Origin of the sequence: Chryseobacterium sp. C3 (genome assembly GCF_014218905.1) — a bacterium.
GTDB lineage: Bacteria > Bacteroidota > Bacteroidia > Flavobacteriales > Weeksellaceae > Chryseobacterium > Chryseobacterium mucoviscidosis.
Genome location: NZ_JACLCU010000010.1, coordinates 80941 through 100824, shown reverse-complemented (window position 1 = coordinate 100824; position 19884 = coordinate 80941). Strand labels below are relative to the sequence as shown.

Annotated in this window: 15 protein-coding genes; 3 read left to right on the top strand and 12 right to left on the bottom strand. The window is 36.3% G+C overall.

Going from position 1 to position 19884, the window contains the following annotated elements; all coding sequences use genetic code 11:
• Positions 1-276: 276 nt before the first annotated feature.
• From H6W53_RS19645 to H6W53_RS19625, 5 genes are all read right to left on the bottom strand, one after another.
• Positions 277-630, bottom strand: a complete 354-nt coding sequence (locus H6W53_RS19645; protein ID WP_185209150.1) for a transposase — start codon at positions 628-630, stop codon at positions 277-279.
• A 15-nt stretch (positions 631-645) separates the two neighbouring features.
• Positions 646-2382 (bottom strand): helix-turn-helix transcriptional regulator, encoded by a 1737-nt coding sequence (locus H6W53_RS19640; RefSeq protein WP_185209149.1) that lies wholly within the window; start codon positions 2380-2382, stop codon positions 646-648.
• Positions 2383-2782: 400 nt separating this feature from the next.
• Positions 2783-3667, bottom strand: a complete 885-nt coding sequence (locus H6W53_RS19635) for a hypothetical protein (protein WP_123956529.1) — start codon at positions 3665-3667, stop codon at positions 2783-2785.
• Positions 3668-3686: 19 nt separating this feature from the next.
• Positions 3687-4682, bottom strand: coding sequence for a T9SS type A sorting domain-containing protein (locus tag H6W53_RS19630; protein ID WP_185209147.1), 996 nt, complete (start codon positions 4680-4682; stop codon positions 3687-3689).
• 117 nt (positions 4683-4799) lie between these two features.
• Positions 4800-6977: a beta strand repeat-containing protein gene (locus H6W53_RS19625; RefSeq protein ID WP_087706859.1), complete on the bottom strand. Its 2178-nt coding sequence runs from the start codon at positions 6975-6977 to the stop codon at positions 4800-4802.
• Between the two features lie 495 nt (positions 6978-7472).
• Here H6W53_RS19625 and H6W53_RS19620 point away from each other — a divergent pair, with 495 nt between their 5' ends.
• From H6W53_RS19620 to H6W53_RS19610, 3 genes are read left to right on the top strand one after another with little or no spacing between them, the layout of a single operon-like run.
• Entirely contained in the window at positions 7473-7934 is a 462-nt protein-coding gene (locus H6W53_RS19620; protein ID WP_185209144.1) for a transposase, read from the top strand.
• Positions 7915-8166 carry a hypothetical protein gene (locus H6W53_RS19615; protein WP_185209142.1) on the top strand — a complete coding sequence of 84 codons (252 nt, stop codon included), beginning with the start codon at positions 7915-7917 and terminating at the stop codon, positions 8164-8166. Before H6W53_RS19620 ends, H6W53_RS19615 begins: the two co-directional genes overlap by 20 nt.
• Complete coding sequence (locus H6W53_RS19610) at positions 8138-8470, top strand: transposase (protein ID WP_087706853.1); 333 nt, start codon at positions 8138-8140, stop codon at positions 8468-8470. Before H6W53_RS19615 ends, H6W53_RS19610 begins: the two co-directional genes overlap by 29 nt.
• A 175-nt stretch (positions 8471-8645) precedes the next feature.
• On the opposite strand, the gene H6W53_RS19605 is transcribed toward H6W53_RS19610, so the two are convergent.
• The 7 genes from H6W53_RS19605 to H6W53_RS19575 all read right to left on the bottom strand — a co-directional run bounded on the left by H6W53_RS19605 (position 8646) and on the right by H6W53_RS19575 (position 19705).
• Positions 8646-9488: an SH3 domain-containing protein gene (locus H6W53_RS19605; protein WP_185209140.1), complete on the bottom strand. Its 843-nt coding sequence runs from the start codon at positions 9486-9488 to the stop codon at positions 8646-8648.
• Between the two features lie 66 nt (positions 9489-9554).
• Positions 9555-10382 carry a 50S ribosomal protein L11 methyltransferase gene (gene prmA / locus H6W53_RS19600; RefSeq protein ID WP_185209137.1) on the bottom strand — a complete coding sequence of 276 codons (828 nt, stop codon included), beginning with the start codon at positions 10380-10382 and terminating at the stop codon, positions 9555-9557.
• A gap of 1298 nt (positions 10383-11680) precedes the next feature.
• The gene (locus H6W53_RS19595) at positions 11681-12394 is read right to left on the bottom strand and encodes a 3-ketoacyl-ACP reductase (protein WP_185209135.1); all 714 of its coding nucleotides are present in this window, start codon (positions 12392-12394) and stop codon (positions 11681-11683) included.
• A 157-nt stretch (positions 12395-12551) separates the two neighbouring features.
• Positions 12552-14135 carry a calcineurin-like phosphoesterase C-terminal domain-containing protein gene (locus H6W53_RS19590; protein ID WP_228457841.1) on the bottom strand — a complete coding sequence of 528 codons (1584 nt, stop codon included), beginning with the start codon at positions 14133-14135 and terminating at the stop codon, positions 12552-12554.
• 87 nt (positions 14136-14222) lie between these two features.
• The gene (locus H6W53_RS19585; RefSeq protein WP_185209132.1) at positions 14223-15674 is read right to left on the bottom strand and encodes a SusD/RagB family nutrient-binding outer membrane lipoprotein; all 1452 of its coding nucleotides are present in this window, start codon (positions 15672-15674) and stop codon (positions 14223-14225) included.
• 11 nt (positions 15675-15685) lie between these two features.
• Entirely contained in the window at positions 15686-18649 is a 2964-nt protein-coding gene (locus H6W53_RS19580; RefSeq protein ID WP_185209130.1) for a SusC/RagA family TonB-linked outer membrane protein, read from the bottom strand.
• Between the two features lie 312 nt (positions 18650-18961).
• Positions 18962-19705, bottom strand: coding sequence for a glycerophosphodiester phosphodiesterase family protein (locus H6W53_RS19575; RefSeq protein WP_185209128.1), 744 nt, complete (start codon positions 19703-19705; stop codon positions 18962-18964).
• Positions 19706-19884 lie beyond the last annotated feature (179 nt).

The window sequence follows — 19884 nt, the reverse complement described above, 5'->3', positions numbered from 1 at the left end:
ACAAAATCACTCCGGGTACCTTTTATGATGGCAACAATGCTTCCTTTCCTGCCTCGTGCAGTCTTGGAGGTAAGCACCGTGTAGAGTTCCCCGTCAGAGAGTGCCACTTCATCTAAGGATAAAGATGATGAGAGATTTTCAGGGTAAATGATCCAGTCTTCTGCGTGTCGTTTCTGTTCCCAGCTATGATACTCGCTGAGTTTATTCTTGTATTGTCTCTGAAAGGTCTTGCCTTTGATCCCGAAAAATTCTGCTATGACTTTTAGGGGAAGAGCTTTAGTGTCGGCTAATTTTTTTTAAGAAGCCTGCTAAATCCTTTGTCATGCGTGTTCCTTTCGCTACCAGCTGCCAGTCTCTTTGAAGGATTTCACCAAAGGATTTATCAGTCCATCTTCTTCTTTTCACATGAAGTTTTACGATTTTACCCCGTAATGGATAATCATCTATAATGATTTCAGGTAAAAACCCTTTCGATTCCAGCTGTCTTTCTTTAAATTCATGAGGAATGCTGCTTTTTTCTTCAAAATAAAGATGAAGTTCTGCATCATGAGTTTCTGCTTTGAGGATATCAAAGTGTTCAACTAAAAATTCAGGAAGTAACAATTTAAGAAGTTCTTGATCGCTTAGCATTATACAAAGATAAAGCTACTTAACATTCCCCCCCCCAACTTTTGAGACTGATCCCTTTTTTAGATATTCAATAAACTTTGAAGGAGGAATCCCCATTTTTTCGATAAAAATTCTACTGAAAACGGTGTGAGAAGAAAATCCGCATTCTTCGGCGAGATAGCTGATCTTGTAATTCAGATATTCGGGATTCTGTTTTAACTTCATAACAATATAGTCGATTCTTAACTGGTTCAGATAGCTATTAAAATTGCTTTGTTTATGCTTTTTAATAATGGATGAAAGATAATTCGTGTTCGTTCCTATCTGTGCAGAAAGGACGCTTAAAGACATCGAAGGGGATAAAAACTGTTTCTTTTGTTCAAACTTATTCAGTTTATCCAGAATTTCGTTTTCCTTTTCATCAGAAAGATTATTTTTATTAGACTTGGTATTGTTTTCATCTTTTATCGGGGCTGGAATTTGCTTTTCTAAATGTGCATTAATTTCCATAAATCTTTTTTTATATTTTTTCAGCGTAAAAAAACGATGGACTAAATAAGCAGTAAGCAATCCTAACACTAAAACAGCTATCCATAGATAACTCATAAAGCTTTTTGTATGGTTCAATTCATATTCAAGAGGTTGTATTTGGTCTAAATTATAGAGTTTGGCAATGAAATCTGCCTTTGAATTGTAATCAAACTTTTGATTTGCCTTCTCATAAAGGCGGGAATATTTAAGATATGCTTTTTCATCTCCCATTTTATCAGTTGTCTGCATTGCGATTTTATAAAGTTCAAGCTCGTAGTTGATAAATCCAAAACTTATTTGTTTGGATTTAAGTGCCTGTTCACAGTAAGCCAATGAGGTTTTATATTTTTTTTTGAGAAGATAAGCCTGTGCTAAATAGTAAGAGTCGTAAAAAACTGTTACTTTGTCATCTCTAAACTCATTTAAATCTTTATTTGCCTTTTCAATAGCATCATCGAGATTTCCCGATAAAATAGCGTAATGAATTTCACTATCACGTACTCCTTCGCTATCCAAATCACTTAAAGACAAAGGTAAACTTTTGATTTTTTTTAGATAAAAAGCTGCAGAATCTAATTTTTTCTGCAGTAGATAGGCGTCTACAATACTGTTATATTTTTCCCGCTTAGCACGATTTATTTCTAGAAAAATTTCCGGTGCGATTTTTTTTTGATTAGCCAGATAATCATCCAAATCTTTTACTGCTTTTATGTAGCCTTTTATTTTCTTGTCAAAATCACCTATTACTCCATACACCAAACCTTCATCACCTCCAAAAATCAATTCCTGAATGTTAGACTTATCCTTGGATTCGTACATTCTCTTTTTTTTCAGGCAGGACAATGCCAAATCATTCTTATTTTGAAGAGCATATATTAATGCTATCATATTCAAATTGTTGGCATACATTGTAAAATCCTCTTCTTTTTGTGCGTAAAAATTAGAAATTTTTATAAACTGTAGTGATTTATTGAAGTTATTCATTATCTCCAGATAATACTTTTCTCCACAGATTCTATAATATTTCATTTTATCTTTGTCGGACAAATTTCTTTTTGCCATCTCATCACAATAGATTTTAGGATTTTTTTCAGAATAAGATTTTCTGATGAGATCACCCAAAGAATATTTTTGTAAAGAATCTGCATTCTTCTGAATATTTTTTTGTCCCGCTATGGCACACACAGGAATACAGTATAGAAATAATATGAATATTTTTTTACGGAAGAAGTTTTTCATCATTCTTAGGTTTATACAAAAATAACATTTCAGTTGTATAGTATGCTTATTTTCTCTGATTTAAAATACTGATATGATATGTTTTATCAATATTCCATTTAAATTATAACAAGCATAAATAAAAAGCACCTCAAATTAATCTGAGGTGCAAATCAAAATTATTTCTAAAAAACGAGGCTGTCTAAAATTAAATATTGACTTTTTGCCTTTCTGACATCAGCGAAAATAAAACGATTAAGATACTTTCCAACATTTTATTTCGCGGAATAATATTTTTAAAAACAACCCGTTTATTGTTATCGAAATTTGTTCAGAATTTAAAAAACATTATTTTTCCAAATTTCGCTCTTAGATATAGGATGAAATCCATAATCTTTTCTGATTAATTAGTAAAGATCTTATATTAATTATTGTAATTATCCGACACCCAATACGTTCCGTTACTTGTAATGGTAACTTTATTAAGATTCGCTCCCCAAGCTATCTGATAGTTGGTAACTGCCGGTAATCCGTAAGCAAACTGTCCGCTGTTGGCTGTATTATAAATCGGATAATTTGTCCAGATATAAGTATATGCTCCGGAAGGATAATTCGCTTCATAAGAATTGTTGTAAATTTTCAGTTGTCTTCCTTTACATGTAGCAGGATCCGGCAAGATGAAATTAGCTGCCGCATTGATTCCTAAAGGAAGCGTGTAAGGCGTTGCATTTCCTACGGAAACATTAAAACCAAGCGCATTGGTAGATTTCGCCTGCCATTCTATGAGATAATCATCAGATTTAACGATATACGGCGAGAAACCTGCCTGATTATTATTGGCATTAAATGTTCCTCCTGCACCCACAATCTTATAATCGACAAAAACAGCTCCTGATCCTGAACCTCCTACACAGTTCCATGCTGAACCATCAAACAGGGAAAGACATTTTTTGGTAGTATCATACACAATCATGCCGCGCTCTGAAGCAGATGCTCCCAAAGCATTGATTTGTGCCGAGGTAAGTCTTGTAGGTAAAAAACCTTTATCTGTAGCAGATAATTCTAAAAGCGCTTTGCTGTTTTCTGTATTTTTATCTCCGATGGTAACAGATCCGCTGTTATGGATAAAAGTACCATTGCCGGTTGAAGGCTGATTTTGAAAATAGGCAATTTTAGTATCATCCAGTCCACTGTTGTATACTGCTTCTGTACCTATTGCAATTTTTTCCACAGCTATTCCCGACTGAGCTTCTACATGAGATACTGATGATAGTGCAAATGCACCTGCAATGATAAATAATTTCTTCATTTTTTGTTTGATTTTTATTTTATTTAACGATAAACTTGGTTTGATACTGGTTTTGAGCATCCTTAATTGTAAAAATGTATAATCCCTGATTCAAAGAATTGATTCTGATTTCCTGTACTCCTCTACCGACAGTATTAATGTTTGAAAGAAGCTGAACTACATTTCCTGCTGCGTTATAAATTTTTACCTCAGCATTTTTGTAAGACTCTCTTGAAGAGAGCTGGAGAATCCCCTGCTTTGCCTGTAAAGCTGCTAATTTGGTAGTTTCTGTATTTACCAAATCCTGAATATCTTTCTCTTTTCCCCTGCTTATTTTCAGAAGACCGACTTTTCCTTCAGTTGAAGATGTTTTATTACTTTGATGTAGTACTGCGGTAAACAAAATTCCATTACCGTTTTCATGCTCTTTATTCGCAGGTAATTTAAGATCCTGCAGTTTTGCAATACTTCCGGTTAAATTCGTAATGTCTTCATCGGTAAATAATTCGCAGGCAGCTTTTGTCGTGTTAAAATTGCTTATTTTTAATACTACCAAATGATCTTCATTATAATTAAAAGTATTTGCAGGATATGCTTTGTTTTCAGGATTATTACTGTCTGCTAAAGTGAATACAAATTGTTTTCCCACATTTTTTACCGCCAGTTGTACAAAACTGTTTCCTTTATACATGGAAGTTGGTACCTTCAGATTCAGAAGATGAAATTCTTTTTTTTCATCAATTTTCGAAAGGTTAAGGATAAAAGAAACCAGCAAGGTATTTTCTTCTTTGGAAACGTTGGTATAAATGTTTTGTAAAGCTCCCAATTCCCCTATTACAAAGTGTTTTTGCGTAGTTCCATAACCCGGATATGCCATCAGGTTTTCCGCAAAAAGCCCTTCGTTTATGCTTTTAGCGATCTTGCCACTCGTTGTTTTTGTAGTGGCGTACTTTTCGTAATTTTCTGTTTTCAGTGTCTGCTGGGCAAACCCTAGTGAAGAACATACTAAAAGTACGAATACATATTTTTTGTTCATAAAAATTATTTTTAAAAAATTCTGTTTTATAATTTCTTAAAATCAAGAATGTTACATTTTTTTACAGATTATTCTGTTTCTGTTTTAAATTCAGAAAGTTTCAAAACATCAGAAAAATCAAGGCTGTGTTACTACAAAAAAGTTACTGTTTGGGGTAAAAGTATAGGTCTGATTGGTAGATCCGCCCAGTGTAATATTAATTTCCGGATAATACGTACTGCCGTTCGTTAAATAGGCTGCGAAAATATAGGTTCCGGTAATTGTGGTTCCCGAAGTATTGATAGACTGTGATGATCCTGAAACTCCGTTTATGGCAAAACTGATCACCGGTGTAGCGCCCGTTCCGCTTCTTGTAAAGTTATACGCAATAGAAAAAACTCTTACTCCGTCGCCTTTTGCTGTAAATTTGCCTGTTGAAATATCAAATTCATTTAAATTATCTGCCACCTTTCCACCGAATGTTTTATTGTTTAAAGCAATCTGTGTGGTAGAAGAAGTTCCGGCAGTAATCACAAAACTCTGTGTTCCTGTATTGGTTGCCGATGCTCCGGATTTATCCACTGTTGTAGGTTCCCATTGCGAAGTTGTACCATTGTATTTGAGGTATTGTTTATCTGTGGGTACGGCTGTACTTACATTGGCTCCCTGCAACTGATTGGCATTCCATAAAGGAGCCGTATTATTTACCGTAACCGAAGTATTTGCTCCGTTTACAACAGCACTTGTTCCGTTAGTAATGGTTACCGGATTTGTAGCTGTGGAAGAGCTTGTACCTGTATTAAGATCATTTCTGGTGATAGCGATTGTGGCTGTTCCTGTAGAAGCACTTACTGTGATGGGAGCTGTTGCAGATAAACCCGTAACACCTGTATTTGATAATGTTCCGGCAGATAATCCCAATCCTGATCCCAGTGTAATATCATTCAATTGCCCGTTTGCATCTGCTCCCAAGACTTTTGTAGCAGTACTTGCCGTAGTATTGGATACCCTTGCTGTACCCGCAACATCTAATGTAGCTACAGGGTTTGTAGTATTCCCAATTCTGGTATTCCCAAATAAAATGTTGTTGTCTGCATCTGATTGATAAATACCATATTGAGAATCTGTACCGTTTATAGTACCAATGTACAAACCGTAACCATTCTTAACCTGAGAAGCAGAAACTTCCGAACGCAACCCTATGGATTGAGTACCTGTACCATAAGTCCCCGATGAAATAAAACCCTCTACACCAATTCCATTGCCAGAGATATTACCTCCAGTAAGCAGACCTCTTACCCCATAAATATTGGGAACAGAAAAATTTCCTGCCCCCCCAACTTGTGCTTTTAATCCCGCAACATAGCCTGATCCAGATACAGTTCCTGCGTTATTAAAAGTTCCATCATAAGCAGCGGTAAAAAGACCTGGAGTTGCAGTAGTAGTTGTTGTACGAATAGTAACTGTACTTGCATTACCACTAATGGTTTGTCCGCTGTATGTAGCTCCATTATCTAAAAATAAATTTTGAAAAAGACCTCTTATGGGAGCTGTTCCTCCACCACGAAGGACGTCAAACAAATACGTTCCAAAATAATTGTTATTGACAGCTCCTGTTACAACCGAGTTGAAGCGTACATTTGCCGTTCCTGAATTTCCAGCTGGAATACTGGTAATTTCGTTCCCAACGGCAAAACTGCTTGGAAGGTTTTGATAACTAGTCGAAAGTGTAGCTGTTCCTCCAGTCCAGTTTCTATCAGCATCTTGAACATTGGGCGATGCAGATCTGTCTAGGATATTTCCATAATGTACGTGACCATTGCTGTTCTTTACACGCATAATCTCGCTGTTATTTACTTTAACCTGAAAATCTTGAGCATCTGTGGTTCCTAAAAATTGAGTTCCAGAAGGAACAGGATTGGTTCCAGAATTCCCAGTAAGTGCCCAGAAATTTCCATTGGCAACACCAGTTCCATTGACTACTTTCTGCCAAACCTTATTGCTATCGAAATAGTAATATCCTTCTGAGGTTACGTTTATTGTTTTTGTCGTAGTAGGATTTGCTGCTGCTGTTGCATACACCAAGGTTCCTATTTGTGGAGTATCATACAGAGCGTCTTTTGCTTTCAATTCATCTCCTGTAAGACGTGGAGCAAGAATTCCATCTGCAGCATTTACGTCTGTTGGATTTCCAGCAACGTCCAATGTTGCATTGGGGGATGTGGTATTGATCCCTACTTTTCCGGGAGATGTCTGTGCATTTGTTAAAATTCCGGTCATGGATAATACCATTACGAGTACAATTTTTCTATTCATGTTTTTTTATTATTTAATTCAAATAATTTGATTGAGATCCGATAGTATCAACAAGTAAGCTGAGAGGATGCAGAAGAATTAAAAGTTGGGCAAAATTATCATTTATCATTCTTCAAAATAAACTAATGATTCAACAAATTACGATTTTATATAATAAAAAAACAACATCAAAAAATTGAAAATCAACAACTTAAATCCATCAATATAATTTTTTATTCTCCATGTATTTTCGGAGTAAAAAAGACCTGAAAATTTCAGAATATTCCATAAAATCCGAATTAATGGAATACATATTTTTTAAGAATTAATCTTTTTAAGGAAATTTGCTTCGGTTAAAAGCTCACTCTTTTTATTAAACTATTTAAAGTAATTTCAGAGTTAATCAAAAAAGATCATTTAACATTATGATGAGAATTTCCAAGGTTCTCAGAAGAAAAAAATCAGAAGTTTTTTTTACTGAACTTCTGTTTCTTTATTATTAGAAAAACACAAATTATGGCTTATAAATCTATTCACATTGGCATGCTCATACATCAGAGGGTAAAAGAAAGCAATATGGATATGAAGAGAATTACACATTTTTTTAAGTGCTGTGAAGAGCAAATTCAAAAACATTTTGAGAGTAAAGACATCCGATGCGAAGATCTGCTGAAATGGTCTAAGCTGTTAGAATATGATTTTTTCAGGATTTACTCGCAGCACCTGATTTTGCATGCGCCCCAGAGAAATGTAAATTATAACAAAAGATCTTCTGGGAAAACCTCGTCTTTACCACAATTCCGGAAAAACATCTATACCAAAGAGATTATTGAGTTTATTCTGGAAAAGGTAAATAACGGAAAAATGTCTAAAAATGAAATTATGGATCAGTATAATATTCCTAAAACCACCTTATATAAATGGATTTACAAACATGATAAAAGTCTCATCAGGCAAAATGAAACATCAATCACATAAAAATGCAGACCATATTACGCGGCGTCAGCTTAAAGAAAAAAGCAAACAGGAAATCATTCATCTTTTAGGAGAAAAAGATTTAGACCATTCTGAAGAAGATCTGTGGATTTATGTGGAAAGAAAAAAAATAATGAAGAAAGTTCTGTATGTGTATTTTGAAAATGAAAAGGTAAGTTTTACAGTAGAAAGATATTATTATTGGTATGAAAGAATTAAAAAAACCGAATTATAAAAGAATTTACAATGATCTGTTGTCTGAAAAATATCCCGAAAAAAAGGAAAAATGCACAAAGCTCCTTTCCAAAAAACATCTGTCTTTTGTAGACATTATAAGACTGAATGAGCTTATATTCGGCAAGAACAATGAAGCTTTTAATCAGCAATACCGTTCCTACGACAAAAAAACAATATCTGAGATTCTTGAATATCAAAAAAAGAATAACCTCAACAATAGCCAGCTTGCCTCTCATTTTAAAATGAGCAGAAATACCGTTACAAAATGGAAAAAAATAAAGGAAATAAATTTCATCCGATAAAAAAACACTTCATATATAACAGCGTCCTGATTTGTTGATCAATAAATGATTTCTGAAACAGCAGGACAAATTAATTCAACCTGAAAGTTGCAATTAAAAACCAAAATAGGACTGAAATGGATCAGTCCTATTTTAATTTATACCCCTTCAATCAATATATAATGATTGATTCATTTTATTTCAGTTTGTAAGAATTTCCGTCCCAACTATACACTTTAGTAGCCTTTTTCTTCTTTTCACGGTCTTTTTCATCCTTTTCCATTTCTTTCATTTTAAAGATTAAAGCATTGGGAATTCCGCCTTTGTCATTCGGGAAGACAAATTCTTCGGAATGGTGATAAACATCGGCATCACCAACGTTCATTAACTGAGGTAAAGCTATCAGCTTTTTATTTCTAAACAAAATATATTGGTCATAACTTGGAATTCCACAGGCTTCGCCCGAAGCAGTGGCTTTTAAAGTCAGTTCAACGTTTTTAAGCTTATGATTACTTTCCGTTGCAAAACTTCCGTAACTTAAACTTTCTCCCGAACCTGTTTCAAAGGAAACCTCATCAATCAGCGCATTTCCTTCCATAACTTTTACAGAAGCGTAATTCTGCTGAATAGTTGTGTTAAAGCCGGCATCTTTCTTCGCTAATGTTTTGGTGAGACCGAAAAGAAAATCGTAGCCGTTCTTATTTCTGTATCCTACACAAAGATTTCCGCCCCAAACATAACCTTCGGAAGTTGTATCCCCTTTCTGATAAGAAATTTTAAACCAGTTCGCTCTTCTTTCGCCTAATTTAAGGATCGTTTCGTCTTTTTTGAGAATTAAAATCTGCTGATTGCTCTGCAAAGAATCCAAAATTGGAGAAGTAATATTCGGAGACTGTCTTATTCTCGTCCAGTCCGTGAATATTTTCTGTGTTTTATTTTCTTCAAAATCGAAAACTCCGTTTGCGTACACGTAATCGTCTTCCTGCGCAGAGAAAATCTGAACAACGAATACAAACAGAATGGTGAAAAAGGTTTTCATAAGATCTGGCTAAAACTGAGGTTGAGGTTGAGATTGAGATTTAGGTTAAGTGAAAAATGTGATTATTTATTTTTCTAGCAGCAAGCTTACCCATTCTTCTCTCTGAAGTTTTTTTGTAAGCGTTAAACCGTTTTCCTTACACACTTCAAGAATATCATCCACATCAAAGAAACACAATCCGGAAAGCAGTAATTTCCCACCTTCATTTAGTACAGAAACATACGTCGGAATGTCTGAAATTAAAATATTTCTGTTGATGTTTGCCAAAATAATATCGTAATGTTCTTTGCCTAAATTTTCCGCAGTTCCCAACTCAATATCCAGTTCCACATTATTTCTTACTGCATTTTCTTTGGAGTTTTCCACCGACCATTCATCAATATCAATCGCTTTGGTTTCTCCGGCTCCGATCTGTTTTGCATAAATTGCCAGAACCGACGTTCCACAACCCATATCCAGAACTTTTTTACCTTTAAAATCAATATCCATCATCTGCTGAATCATCAGATGCGTTGTCGGATGATGTCCTGTTCCGAAAGACATTTTCGGCTGAATAACAATTTCGTGCATTCCCGGAACTGATTCGTGGAACTCTGCTCTGATCAGTACTTTATCGTCAATATTAATCGGCTCAAAGTTCTTTTCCCACTCTTCATTCCAGTTGATGTTCGGCATTTCCTTAAAAGTATATTCAATTTTTACCTCATCATTCTGAAAAAGCGGCAACGTTTTCAGCTCTTCTTCATTAAATAAATCTTTCTGAATATATCCTAAAATACCATTGATTTCTTCCGTAAAACTGTCGAAACCTATCTCAATAAGTTCTGCCATTAATATTTCGTTCCACGGCTGAAGCGGTGTGATTTTGAAATCGAATTCTAAATAATTTTGCATGTGAATAATTTGTTGCAAAAATAAACTACTTTTTCGATTTATTGGAATATTGCTGGTTTTGTTTTTAAGCGATTAGTTTTGTTTTTAACACAAAGTCCGCGAAGATTTTTTTTAATAATGTACTGCATATTCTTCGTTCGCGAAGGCGTTTCACTCAGCAAAGATGATACGTTTACTTTGTCATTCTGACGAAGGAAGAATCTCTATCTTTTATTCTGGAATATTGCTGTTCTTGTTTTTTAACGCAAAGTCCGCGAAGATTTTTCTTTTAAAACCTTACTTCATATTTTTAAGTTCGCTAAGGCGTTTCACTTAAATAAGCACGCAAAGCATTTTTTTAAACTTATCCTTCAGTTTGCCTACAAGTTCTTAATCCTTCTTAACTGCTTAACTGTTCTTAATGGTTTTCTTTTTAAACGCAATAGGCACAAAGCTTCTTTGAAATTATTGAAAACATTTTTCGTTCGCAAGGGCGTTTCACTTAGCAAAGGTGACACGTTTACTTTGTCATTCTGATGAAGGAAGAATCTCTATTTTTTATTTCTGGAATATTGCTGTTCTTGTTTTTAACGCAAAGTCCGCGAAGATTTTCTTTTAAAAACTTACTGCATATTTTTAAGTTCACAAAGGCGTTTCACTTAAATAAGCACGCAAAGCATTTTTTTAACTTATCCTTCAGTTTGCCTGCAAATTCTTAATTCTTCTTAACTGCTTAAATGTTCTTAATGGTTTCTTTTTAAACGCAATTAGGCGCAAAGGTTTCTTTGAAATTATTGAAAATATTCTTCGTTCGCAAGGGCGTTTCACTCAGCAAAGATGATACAGTTACTTTGTCATTCTGACGAAGGAAGAATCTATCTTTTTTATTTACTAAAACATTGCTGTTCTTGTTTTTAACGCAAAGCCCGCGAAGATTTTCTTTTAAAAACTTACTGGATATTTTTAAGTTCACTAAGGCGTTTCACTTAAACAAGCACAGAGAGAAATTTTTATTACATACTAATTATTTTTAAACTTATCCTTCAGTTTAACTGCAAATTCTTAATCTCTCTTAACTGCTTAAATGTTCTTAATGGTTTTCTTTGTCATTCTGACGAAGGAAGAATCTCTATTTCTGACGGAAGAAAAAATCTGTTGTTTATTGATTAGGGATTCTTCACTCCCACTTCATTCCCGTTCAGAATGACAGATTTCCCGCAGAAAAAAAGCGAACCGAAGTCCGCTTTTACAATTGTTTTATATCTTGAGTCCGAAAAAAATCCAGAACTCAAAACTTTAAATTTTAAACTTTAAACCAATTATGGATTGGTAGAGAAAATAGAACCGTTTGCGATCAACGCTCTTCTGTTCATTTTTAAAATATCTCTTACCCATTCTGCAAAGTCTTCCGGCTGAAGAACTTTATCAGGATTTCCGTCTGTTAAACCTCCCTGAATCGACATATCTGAAGCAATAGTGCTCGGCGTTAAAGTAATCACGCGGATATTCTGTTTTCTCCATTCTGCCATCATCGACTGAGACAGGGAAACCACTGCTGCCTTGGATGCTGCATAAGCCGACATATTCGGCCCGCCTTTCAAACCTGCTGTAGACGCAACATTTACAATATCCCCCTCTCCTTTTTCTTTCATAAAAGGATAAACTGCTTTTGCTGCATAATATACTCCGAAAAGATTGGTTTTAATTACCTGTTCCCAGGTTTCGGAAGGCATTTCTTCGATAGAACCGAAATCTCCGATCCCTGCGTTGTTAATTAAAATATCAACACCTCCCAATTGCTCGGCAATAGACTCGATTCCTGCTTTTACATGGATTTCATTATCAATACTGAAAACTGCGTAAGCCGATTTTACTCCCAGTTTCTGGATTTCATCGACTACCATTTTAAGGTTTTCTTCATTTCTTCCCGTGATGGCTACATTTACTCCTTCACTTGCCAAAGCTAAAGCCACAGCTTTTCCCAATCCTCTTCCGCCTCCTGTAACGATGGCATTTTTTCCGTTTATATCCATTTTTAAAGAATTTTTTATTCGTTGATGCAAATTTACGAAACATTAGCCGAGCTAAAAATCCGTATTATGATTAATTTATAAATAACCGCTTATGTTTAAAGCAAAACCGACTCCAAAGTAGAGCCGGTTTCTTTGAAAGTATAGTAATAAATGAAAATTAAGGAATAATAATCTGGTTCTGAACGTCAAATTCTTCTGTGGCAGAGAACTGGTTTCCATACATATCCGTTGCTCTTACCTCAACTTTATGCTTTCCTAAAGAAAGTTTTTTCGGGAAATCTCCAGTCCAGATATGTTTTGAAGATTCCGGATTGGAAGGTCTTCTTCCCGGGAAAATAGTCTGCGTGGTGTCCCATTTGAAAACTGACATCGCAAAACTTGGATCTACGGTTTCGTCATACTGCATTTCTTCCCATTTTTCACCGTCAATTCTGTATTCTACCTTATCTTTTTTGCTTCCAATGAAGAAATTTGCTAAAACTTTAGCAGACGTTTTTGAAGGGAAAGGAACTACTTTCGGAACATATAAATTGATCTGATAATCTTCCGGTTTTCCGGCAGTTTTGTATTTTACTTTGTATTCGTTATCGTTAAAGCTGATGAAAGAATATCCTTTTGCTGTTCCGTCTCTCATCGTGGAAGTAGGCAGTCCCAAATCATCAGAAGTTCCAGACCACCAATCGCCGCAGGTTGTTCCTACATTGTATTCATGAAGATCTTTTGAACCGTTCCATCCTGCTTTTTTCCCATAAAAAAGCTGCTGCTGAACGTGAGTGTGCGCCGAAAGCAACAAAGCATTTTTAAACGGCGCAAGGTTATCAAACAATTTCTGGCGGTCTGCATTTCTGAAATTGTCTTCATTTTTATGCTCCAGAGGAATATGGAAAGAAACAACAATCAGTTTATTTTTATCTACCAGTTTCAGATCGTTTTCGATAAACTGCATCTGATCTTCACGGAAACCACCCCAATATCCTTTTCCGTCGCGCGGATCGGGGTACAAAATATCATCCAGAATAATAAAATGTACATTTCCGTAATTGAAGGAATAATTTGCAGGTCCGAAATTGGATTCAAAAGTCTCATCGGAAAGCATATCTTCTTTCGCTTCGTAGTTCATGTCATGATTTCCCATCACGTTATACCAAGGAAGCCCTATTTCTTTCATCACGTCCGCATAAGGTTTTTGCAGGCTTAAATTATCTCCTACCAAATCTCCGAGACTGATTCCTAACACCGCATTTTTTTTCGTGCTTTTTACTTCATTTACAATGGCTCTTCTAAAGTAATCCAATTGTTTTTCCGTGTAAGGCTGCGGATCTCCGAAAACCAGAATATCAAAATTTTTACTTTCGTTCTGTTTATTTAAGGCAAAATTAATTTCTTTCGGAAGTTCGCCTGTAGGCGCAGAACCTTTGTATTTAAAATCTGTGGGAGAACCTTTTGGCTTGTACTGATAATAATATTGAGGAAGATTGTTTGCATTTAGAGGAGTCATATAACCGGAAGGTTTGATGACAAAAATGGTCTGTCCGTCCTGAACAGGCAGACTGTATCTTCCGTTTTTATCGGTTAACACAACCTGAGCTCCGTTGGAAACCGCCACTCCTTCAATTCCTTTTTCTTTGTTTTCCTTCTTCTGATTTTTGTTGCTGTCTTCGTACACATATCCCGAAACAGAAGCCTGTGAAAATGCCATTGCTGAAATTAAAAGACAAGGCATTAAAAATTTTATGTTCATTGTATTGATATTTACATTTAAGTTTTGGCTAAAGCCAATCTGATTATTTCTCTAAAATCGGGCTAAAGCCCGATCCTACGGATAAGTTTATGGTTTATTCCACCACATTTTAATATTAATATTGTCTCCACCCATTGCCTGAACTGCTGCATTGTAGTTTGCCGTGTTCATTACTTTGGTCTGGGTAGGATACATAAATCTTACCGGCATCTGTCCGTTGTTCTGAAGCCCGCCGTTGTTCGGTAAAACCGGGAATCCTGTTCTTCTGTATTCGTACCATTGCTGATGATCTACAAAAAACAGAGAAATGTATTTCTGAAGCATAATTCTTTCAAAAGTTCCGTTGTAAGCCACATTAGCGTTGGTAAAATAATTGACTGGAACAGTGGCTCCCCATTGTTCAATAATCGATTTTACCCCGTTTTCATAATAAGTCTGGGTATTTCCTGTAATAATTCCTTTGAAAGAAAGCTCTGCAAGGATAAACTGAACCTCAGAATAGGTCATGATTAAATCTTTCAACGGCGCTTTTGCAAGATTCTGGTTGAAATTCGAAGGCTGATAATTGAAAGAACTTCCCAAAGCATATCCTGAAGGAGCACCTTTATAACCAATATTTGCATTCGTTGCCAGATCTTTTGCCTGTGTGAAGAACATACTCATTCTCGGATCATTATTGTTTTTCATGGCATTCACAAAAAATTCTCCTGCTGCTCGGTATGCTGTAAAATCCTGCGGTCTTGCGATCGGCGGAAGATAGGGTGAAATTCCTGAAATGGTTAATAAAGCGCTGTCTGTATTGTTCTGGAAAATAGGATATGTGGCAGGATTGCTTACAATTTCCTGAATTCTTTCATGAACATTTACTTCTCCGTTTCTTTTCAGAATTCTCGTTAATAATCTTAATGACAAAGAATTACAGAACTTTTTCCAGTTAACGATTCCCGTCACATTATTATTGGCATTATAGAAAAGATCGGTTTCCGTTAATGTTTTCGTCGTATCGAATAAACTGTTTGCTGTTTTAAGATCATTTAAAAGCTGAACGTAAATCTCTTTCTGGCTGTCGTATTTCGGGGTAATGATTCCCTGATCGATCTTTACCGCTTCAGAAAAAGGCACATCTCCGAAAGCATCGGTAAGATTGGAGTAGATCCACGCATTCAAGACCATGGAAATCGCCAGATAATTGTTGTTCTGCTCTTTTTTGGCAAAAGTTCTCAGGTCATTTACCTGCTTCAGCCATTTGTAAGAGGTGTTCCAGACACCGTTTCCGCTTCCTTCCGTCATATAATATCTGCTGTACGTATTTCCTTCATTCGGAAAATCCAGACCGATCTGCATGATATCGAAAGTGAAATCATTGGCTCTGCTGTATCCGTAGTTTGCCATTTCGTACTGAATGGGAGCAAGAAGGCTTCCTACAGACGGATTGAGAATTTTACTGGTATCTGTGTTGATTTCTTCAAAATTTCTGTCGCAAGAATTGAAAATAAAAAGTGAAGTAACCAAAGCTATGTTGATGAATAATTTTTTCATTTTTTTAAGATTTAAAATTTAAGATTTAACTGAAATCCAACGGTTCTGGCGGTTGGAAGCTGCCCCATTTCCACTCCGGGAGTAATGGTGGCGTTATCTAAAGTGGCTACTTCAGGATCAAACATCGGGAACTTCGTCCACATCCAGAGATTTTTCCCGAAAATAGCTAAGGTAAGATTCTGCAGTCCTAAAGATTTTATGGTTTCTTTCGGGAAAGAATAGGCAATTCTTGCATCTCTCAGTTTGATAAAATCTGTGCTGAATGTATTCGTTTCCACGTTCGCTCTTCTGTAGTATTCCGCATAATAAGCAGATACGGTAACCGCTTTTGTATTCGGGCTGTAAGAACCGTCCGGATTCTGTACAACTCCTTCTCCTACGATCATTCCGTTCGGATTGTCTCTTCCCGGAAGTGTAGATTTCAGTTTTCCCTGTTCCGACATTTTGTGATGCGACTGCGAATACGCAACACCACCGTACTGACCATCAAACGAGAAGCTTACAGTAAAATTTTTAATTCTAAAATCATTCTGTAAACCGGCTCTCCATTTCGGGAAGGCGTTTCCTACTTTTTCTATTTCTGCAGGTCTTAAAGGCAATCCTGCGTTGTCATTAACAACCTGTCCCTGACTGTTTTTTACCAGTTTGAAACCATACATATCTCCTAAAGAACCTCCTACGACTGCTTTATAAAAAACCACTCCTCCCACGGTTGAAATAATTCCGTCGAAACCTTCGGACGTGGTAAGTACTCTGTTTTCGTTGGCAGACCAGTTGGCTCCGATCATCCAGGAGAAGCTTTTGGTTTTAAATGGTGTCGTATTTAAAGATAATTCCATACCTCTGTTTCGGATTTTCCCTGCATTGATGATTCTTTGGGAATAACCGCTTTCATAAGGAAGAGAAACCGGAATAATCTGGTTTTCACTCATGTTCTGATACAGCGTGAAATTAAAATTCAATCTGTTTTTTAATACGCTGAAATCCATTCCCGCTTCTACGTTGGCATTTTTTTCAGGCTTAAGATTAGGATTATTGAAGATATTTCTCGCTACCACACTTCCTGTGATAGAACTGGTATCATAATAAGTATCTAACTGATAAGGAGAACCGTCGATTCCTACTTTCGCCCACGAAGCTCTCAGTTTCCAGTAATTAAATCGGTCGCTTTTCAGTTTAAAAATTTCTGAAAGGATGAAACTGGTACTTACGGAAGGATAAAAGAATGATCTGTTGGATTTCGGAAGTGTGGAACTCCAGTCGTTTCTTCCGGTAACATCCACAAAGAATTTATTGTCGTATCCCAATGTTACCAAACCATAGACACTGTTTACCTGTTCGTCTCCCGGTCTCGGATATTTTACATCAATTCCAAGCGCATTGGTAAGATTGTATTCTCCGGCAATTTTCAATCCGTTTGCCTGATAATCATTCATCACATACTGATTGTAACGGATGCTTCCTCCGGCAGATGCAGAAATATTGAATTTATTAAAGCTCTGTTTGTACGAAAATAAAACATCGTTGTTGTATTCGTGATTTTTAATGTACTGTTCTCTGTAGAATCCTTTTGCATAATTGGCGGAACTCCACGGACGTTTTGTTGTTCTTTTTTCGTTCAGGACTTCCAGTCCGGATCTTAACATCAGACTGAAATTTTTATTGAACTGATAATCTGCCGTAATGTTTCCGAAAATCGTTTTTTTATCCACTCCGTTCAGCATTTCGTAAGCGATGAGGTAAGGATTGTCGATAAACGTACTGAAAGGGTGAATCTGATCGATCTGCACCTGTCCCGGTTTCCAGATGGGTTGATACCATGCAAGATCCACATTCGGATTCTGGAAGATCATGAAATAGGAAATCGACTGGTTGTTGTATCCCGTTGCCGGAAGATTGTCACTTGATGTTTTATTGAAAGTAAATTTGGTGGATACTTTTAATTTTTTGGTTAACTGATGCGCGAACGACAAAGCAAAATTCAGTCGGTCAAAACCTGTATTCGGCATCATCCATTCGTTATTAAGATAGGTAAGCGATGTTCTGAAATTGGTTTTATCATTAGAACTTTCCACCGAAAGACTGTTGGAATACGTAGAACCTGTTCTCCAGAATCCTTTGATGTTGTCTTCATAAGCTCTCCAAAGCTGTCTTTCCTTGCTCTGTCCGCCAACGGTAGGATCATACTGAAAATAATACTGTCCCGCGAATTTCGGTCCGAAAGCACTGCTCGTTCCTCCGGTACTTACGCCGTCTGCAGAAGCGCCGTAAGAATAATAGAACTGCCCTGCTGTATTTTTAGCCAAAGTTCCCTGTCCGTATTCGTACTGCCAATCCGGCCATTTCAGAACCGTATCATAACTTGAATAGGAATTGAAGGTTACCTGAATTTTTCCGTTTTTACTTTTTCCGGATTTTGTAGTGATCATCAAAGCTCCGTTTGCAGCACGGGATCCGTATAATGCGGCTGCAGAAGCTCCTTTCAGAACGGTTACCGATTCAATATCATCGGGATTGATGCTGTTCAGTCCGTTTCCTAAATCAATCGGAACATCCCCTCCGGAACCCGCTCCGTACGCCGGAGTTCCGGTTCCTGTGGTGGAATTTCCCAAAGGAATTCCATCTACAACGATCAATGCGTAATTATTATCCAATACCATCGACTTTTCGCCTCTTAAAGTAATTCTGGAACTGGCAAGCGGTCCCGCTCCTGCCGTCTGAACTTTCAGTCCGGCAACTTTTCCTTCCATAGACTGAGCCCAGTTGTTGTTCTGAGTTTCTTCAAAAGTGTCTGAGTTTACTTTTTCCGCAACATATCCTAAAGATTTGTCTTGTCTCTTGATCCCCAAAGCGGTTACCACAACTTCGTCGATGTTCTTAATGGTATCTCTTTTCACTTTTTGCTGAGCTGCCAGATTTACACTGACAAGTCCTAGTAATGATAAAATGAGTACTTTTTGTGTCTCTTTACGCATATCCTTTTTGTTTGCGCAAAACTAAAACGATATTATGAGTAGGATTTTAATACTATTTTAACATTTATTAAAGAATTATTAAACGCCATATTAATTAAACCTTAATAACATTGCACAGCCAACTGGTTAACAAGAGGTTAAACGAATGAATAATTTTTAATATTTTAAAGCTGATTTATTTCCCTAATTTTATTGTCTTTTCCTGAGTAAATAAGGGGTACCACACAGTTGGCTGAATTTTAAAGGAAGCTTTTAAAACAAAAAAAGTCCGCCTCAAAAGAGACAGACTTTCTGTATAAAGATGACATGATCTTATTTTTGAAGCTGATCCGGAATATTGGTAGTGATGAAACCAATTCCCTGCTTTTTTAATTCATCGGCAATGGCAACGTCATTCACCGTCCATGCATTGGTGATCAATCCCAAAGCTTTTGCATCTGCAATCCATGTAGGATTTTTCTGGAAAATGCTGTAATGGTAATCGATTCCGTCCAAACCTTCGTCCTTGATCTGCTGCGGAGAAAGCTCTCCTTTCAGATACTGAACTTTAAAAGTAGGTTCCAGCCTTTTAATTTCCTTACAGATATTTAAGCTGAAAGAAATGAAATCGCATTGCGCTCCAAGCTTCATATCCTTGATCATTTTGATGGTTTTTGCCGTCAGTTCGTCTTCTTTTTCCTTCGTTTTGTCAGGCTTTATTTCAACCACCAGTTTTAACGATTTATCTTTCTTCCCTTGTTTTAAATAGTCTTTCAGAGTGGGAAAATCTTCACCGTTGGATAATTTTACTTTTTCCAGTTCTTTAAAATCGGTTTCGGAAATTTCCATTTTTGCGTGATGTTCGTCGTGGTTTACCACCAAAACTCCGTCTTTCGTCATTCTCACATCGAATTCAGATCCGTAAATCTTTAAATTCTGCGCATTTTCCAATGATTTCAGAGAATTTTCCGTTGTCGGCGGTTGCGTCTGCCAATAACCTCTGTGCGCTACGATCTGGGTTTGTGCCTTCATTACTACTGTGCTTAAAACTGCGAACCCTAAGATAAAATTTTTCATAATATAATTTGAATAGTATTCGAAAGTCTTTCAACTTTCAGATAAAGGTATATAAATTTATTTAAGTAAATAGTCAATCGTGCGTCCTTCGTTGTCAATTCTCAATCATTTAATATTAACAATTGAGTTTCAGAGCAAAATTGACCATTCACATTTTTTTTACATTAAACTTGTCTAAA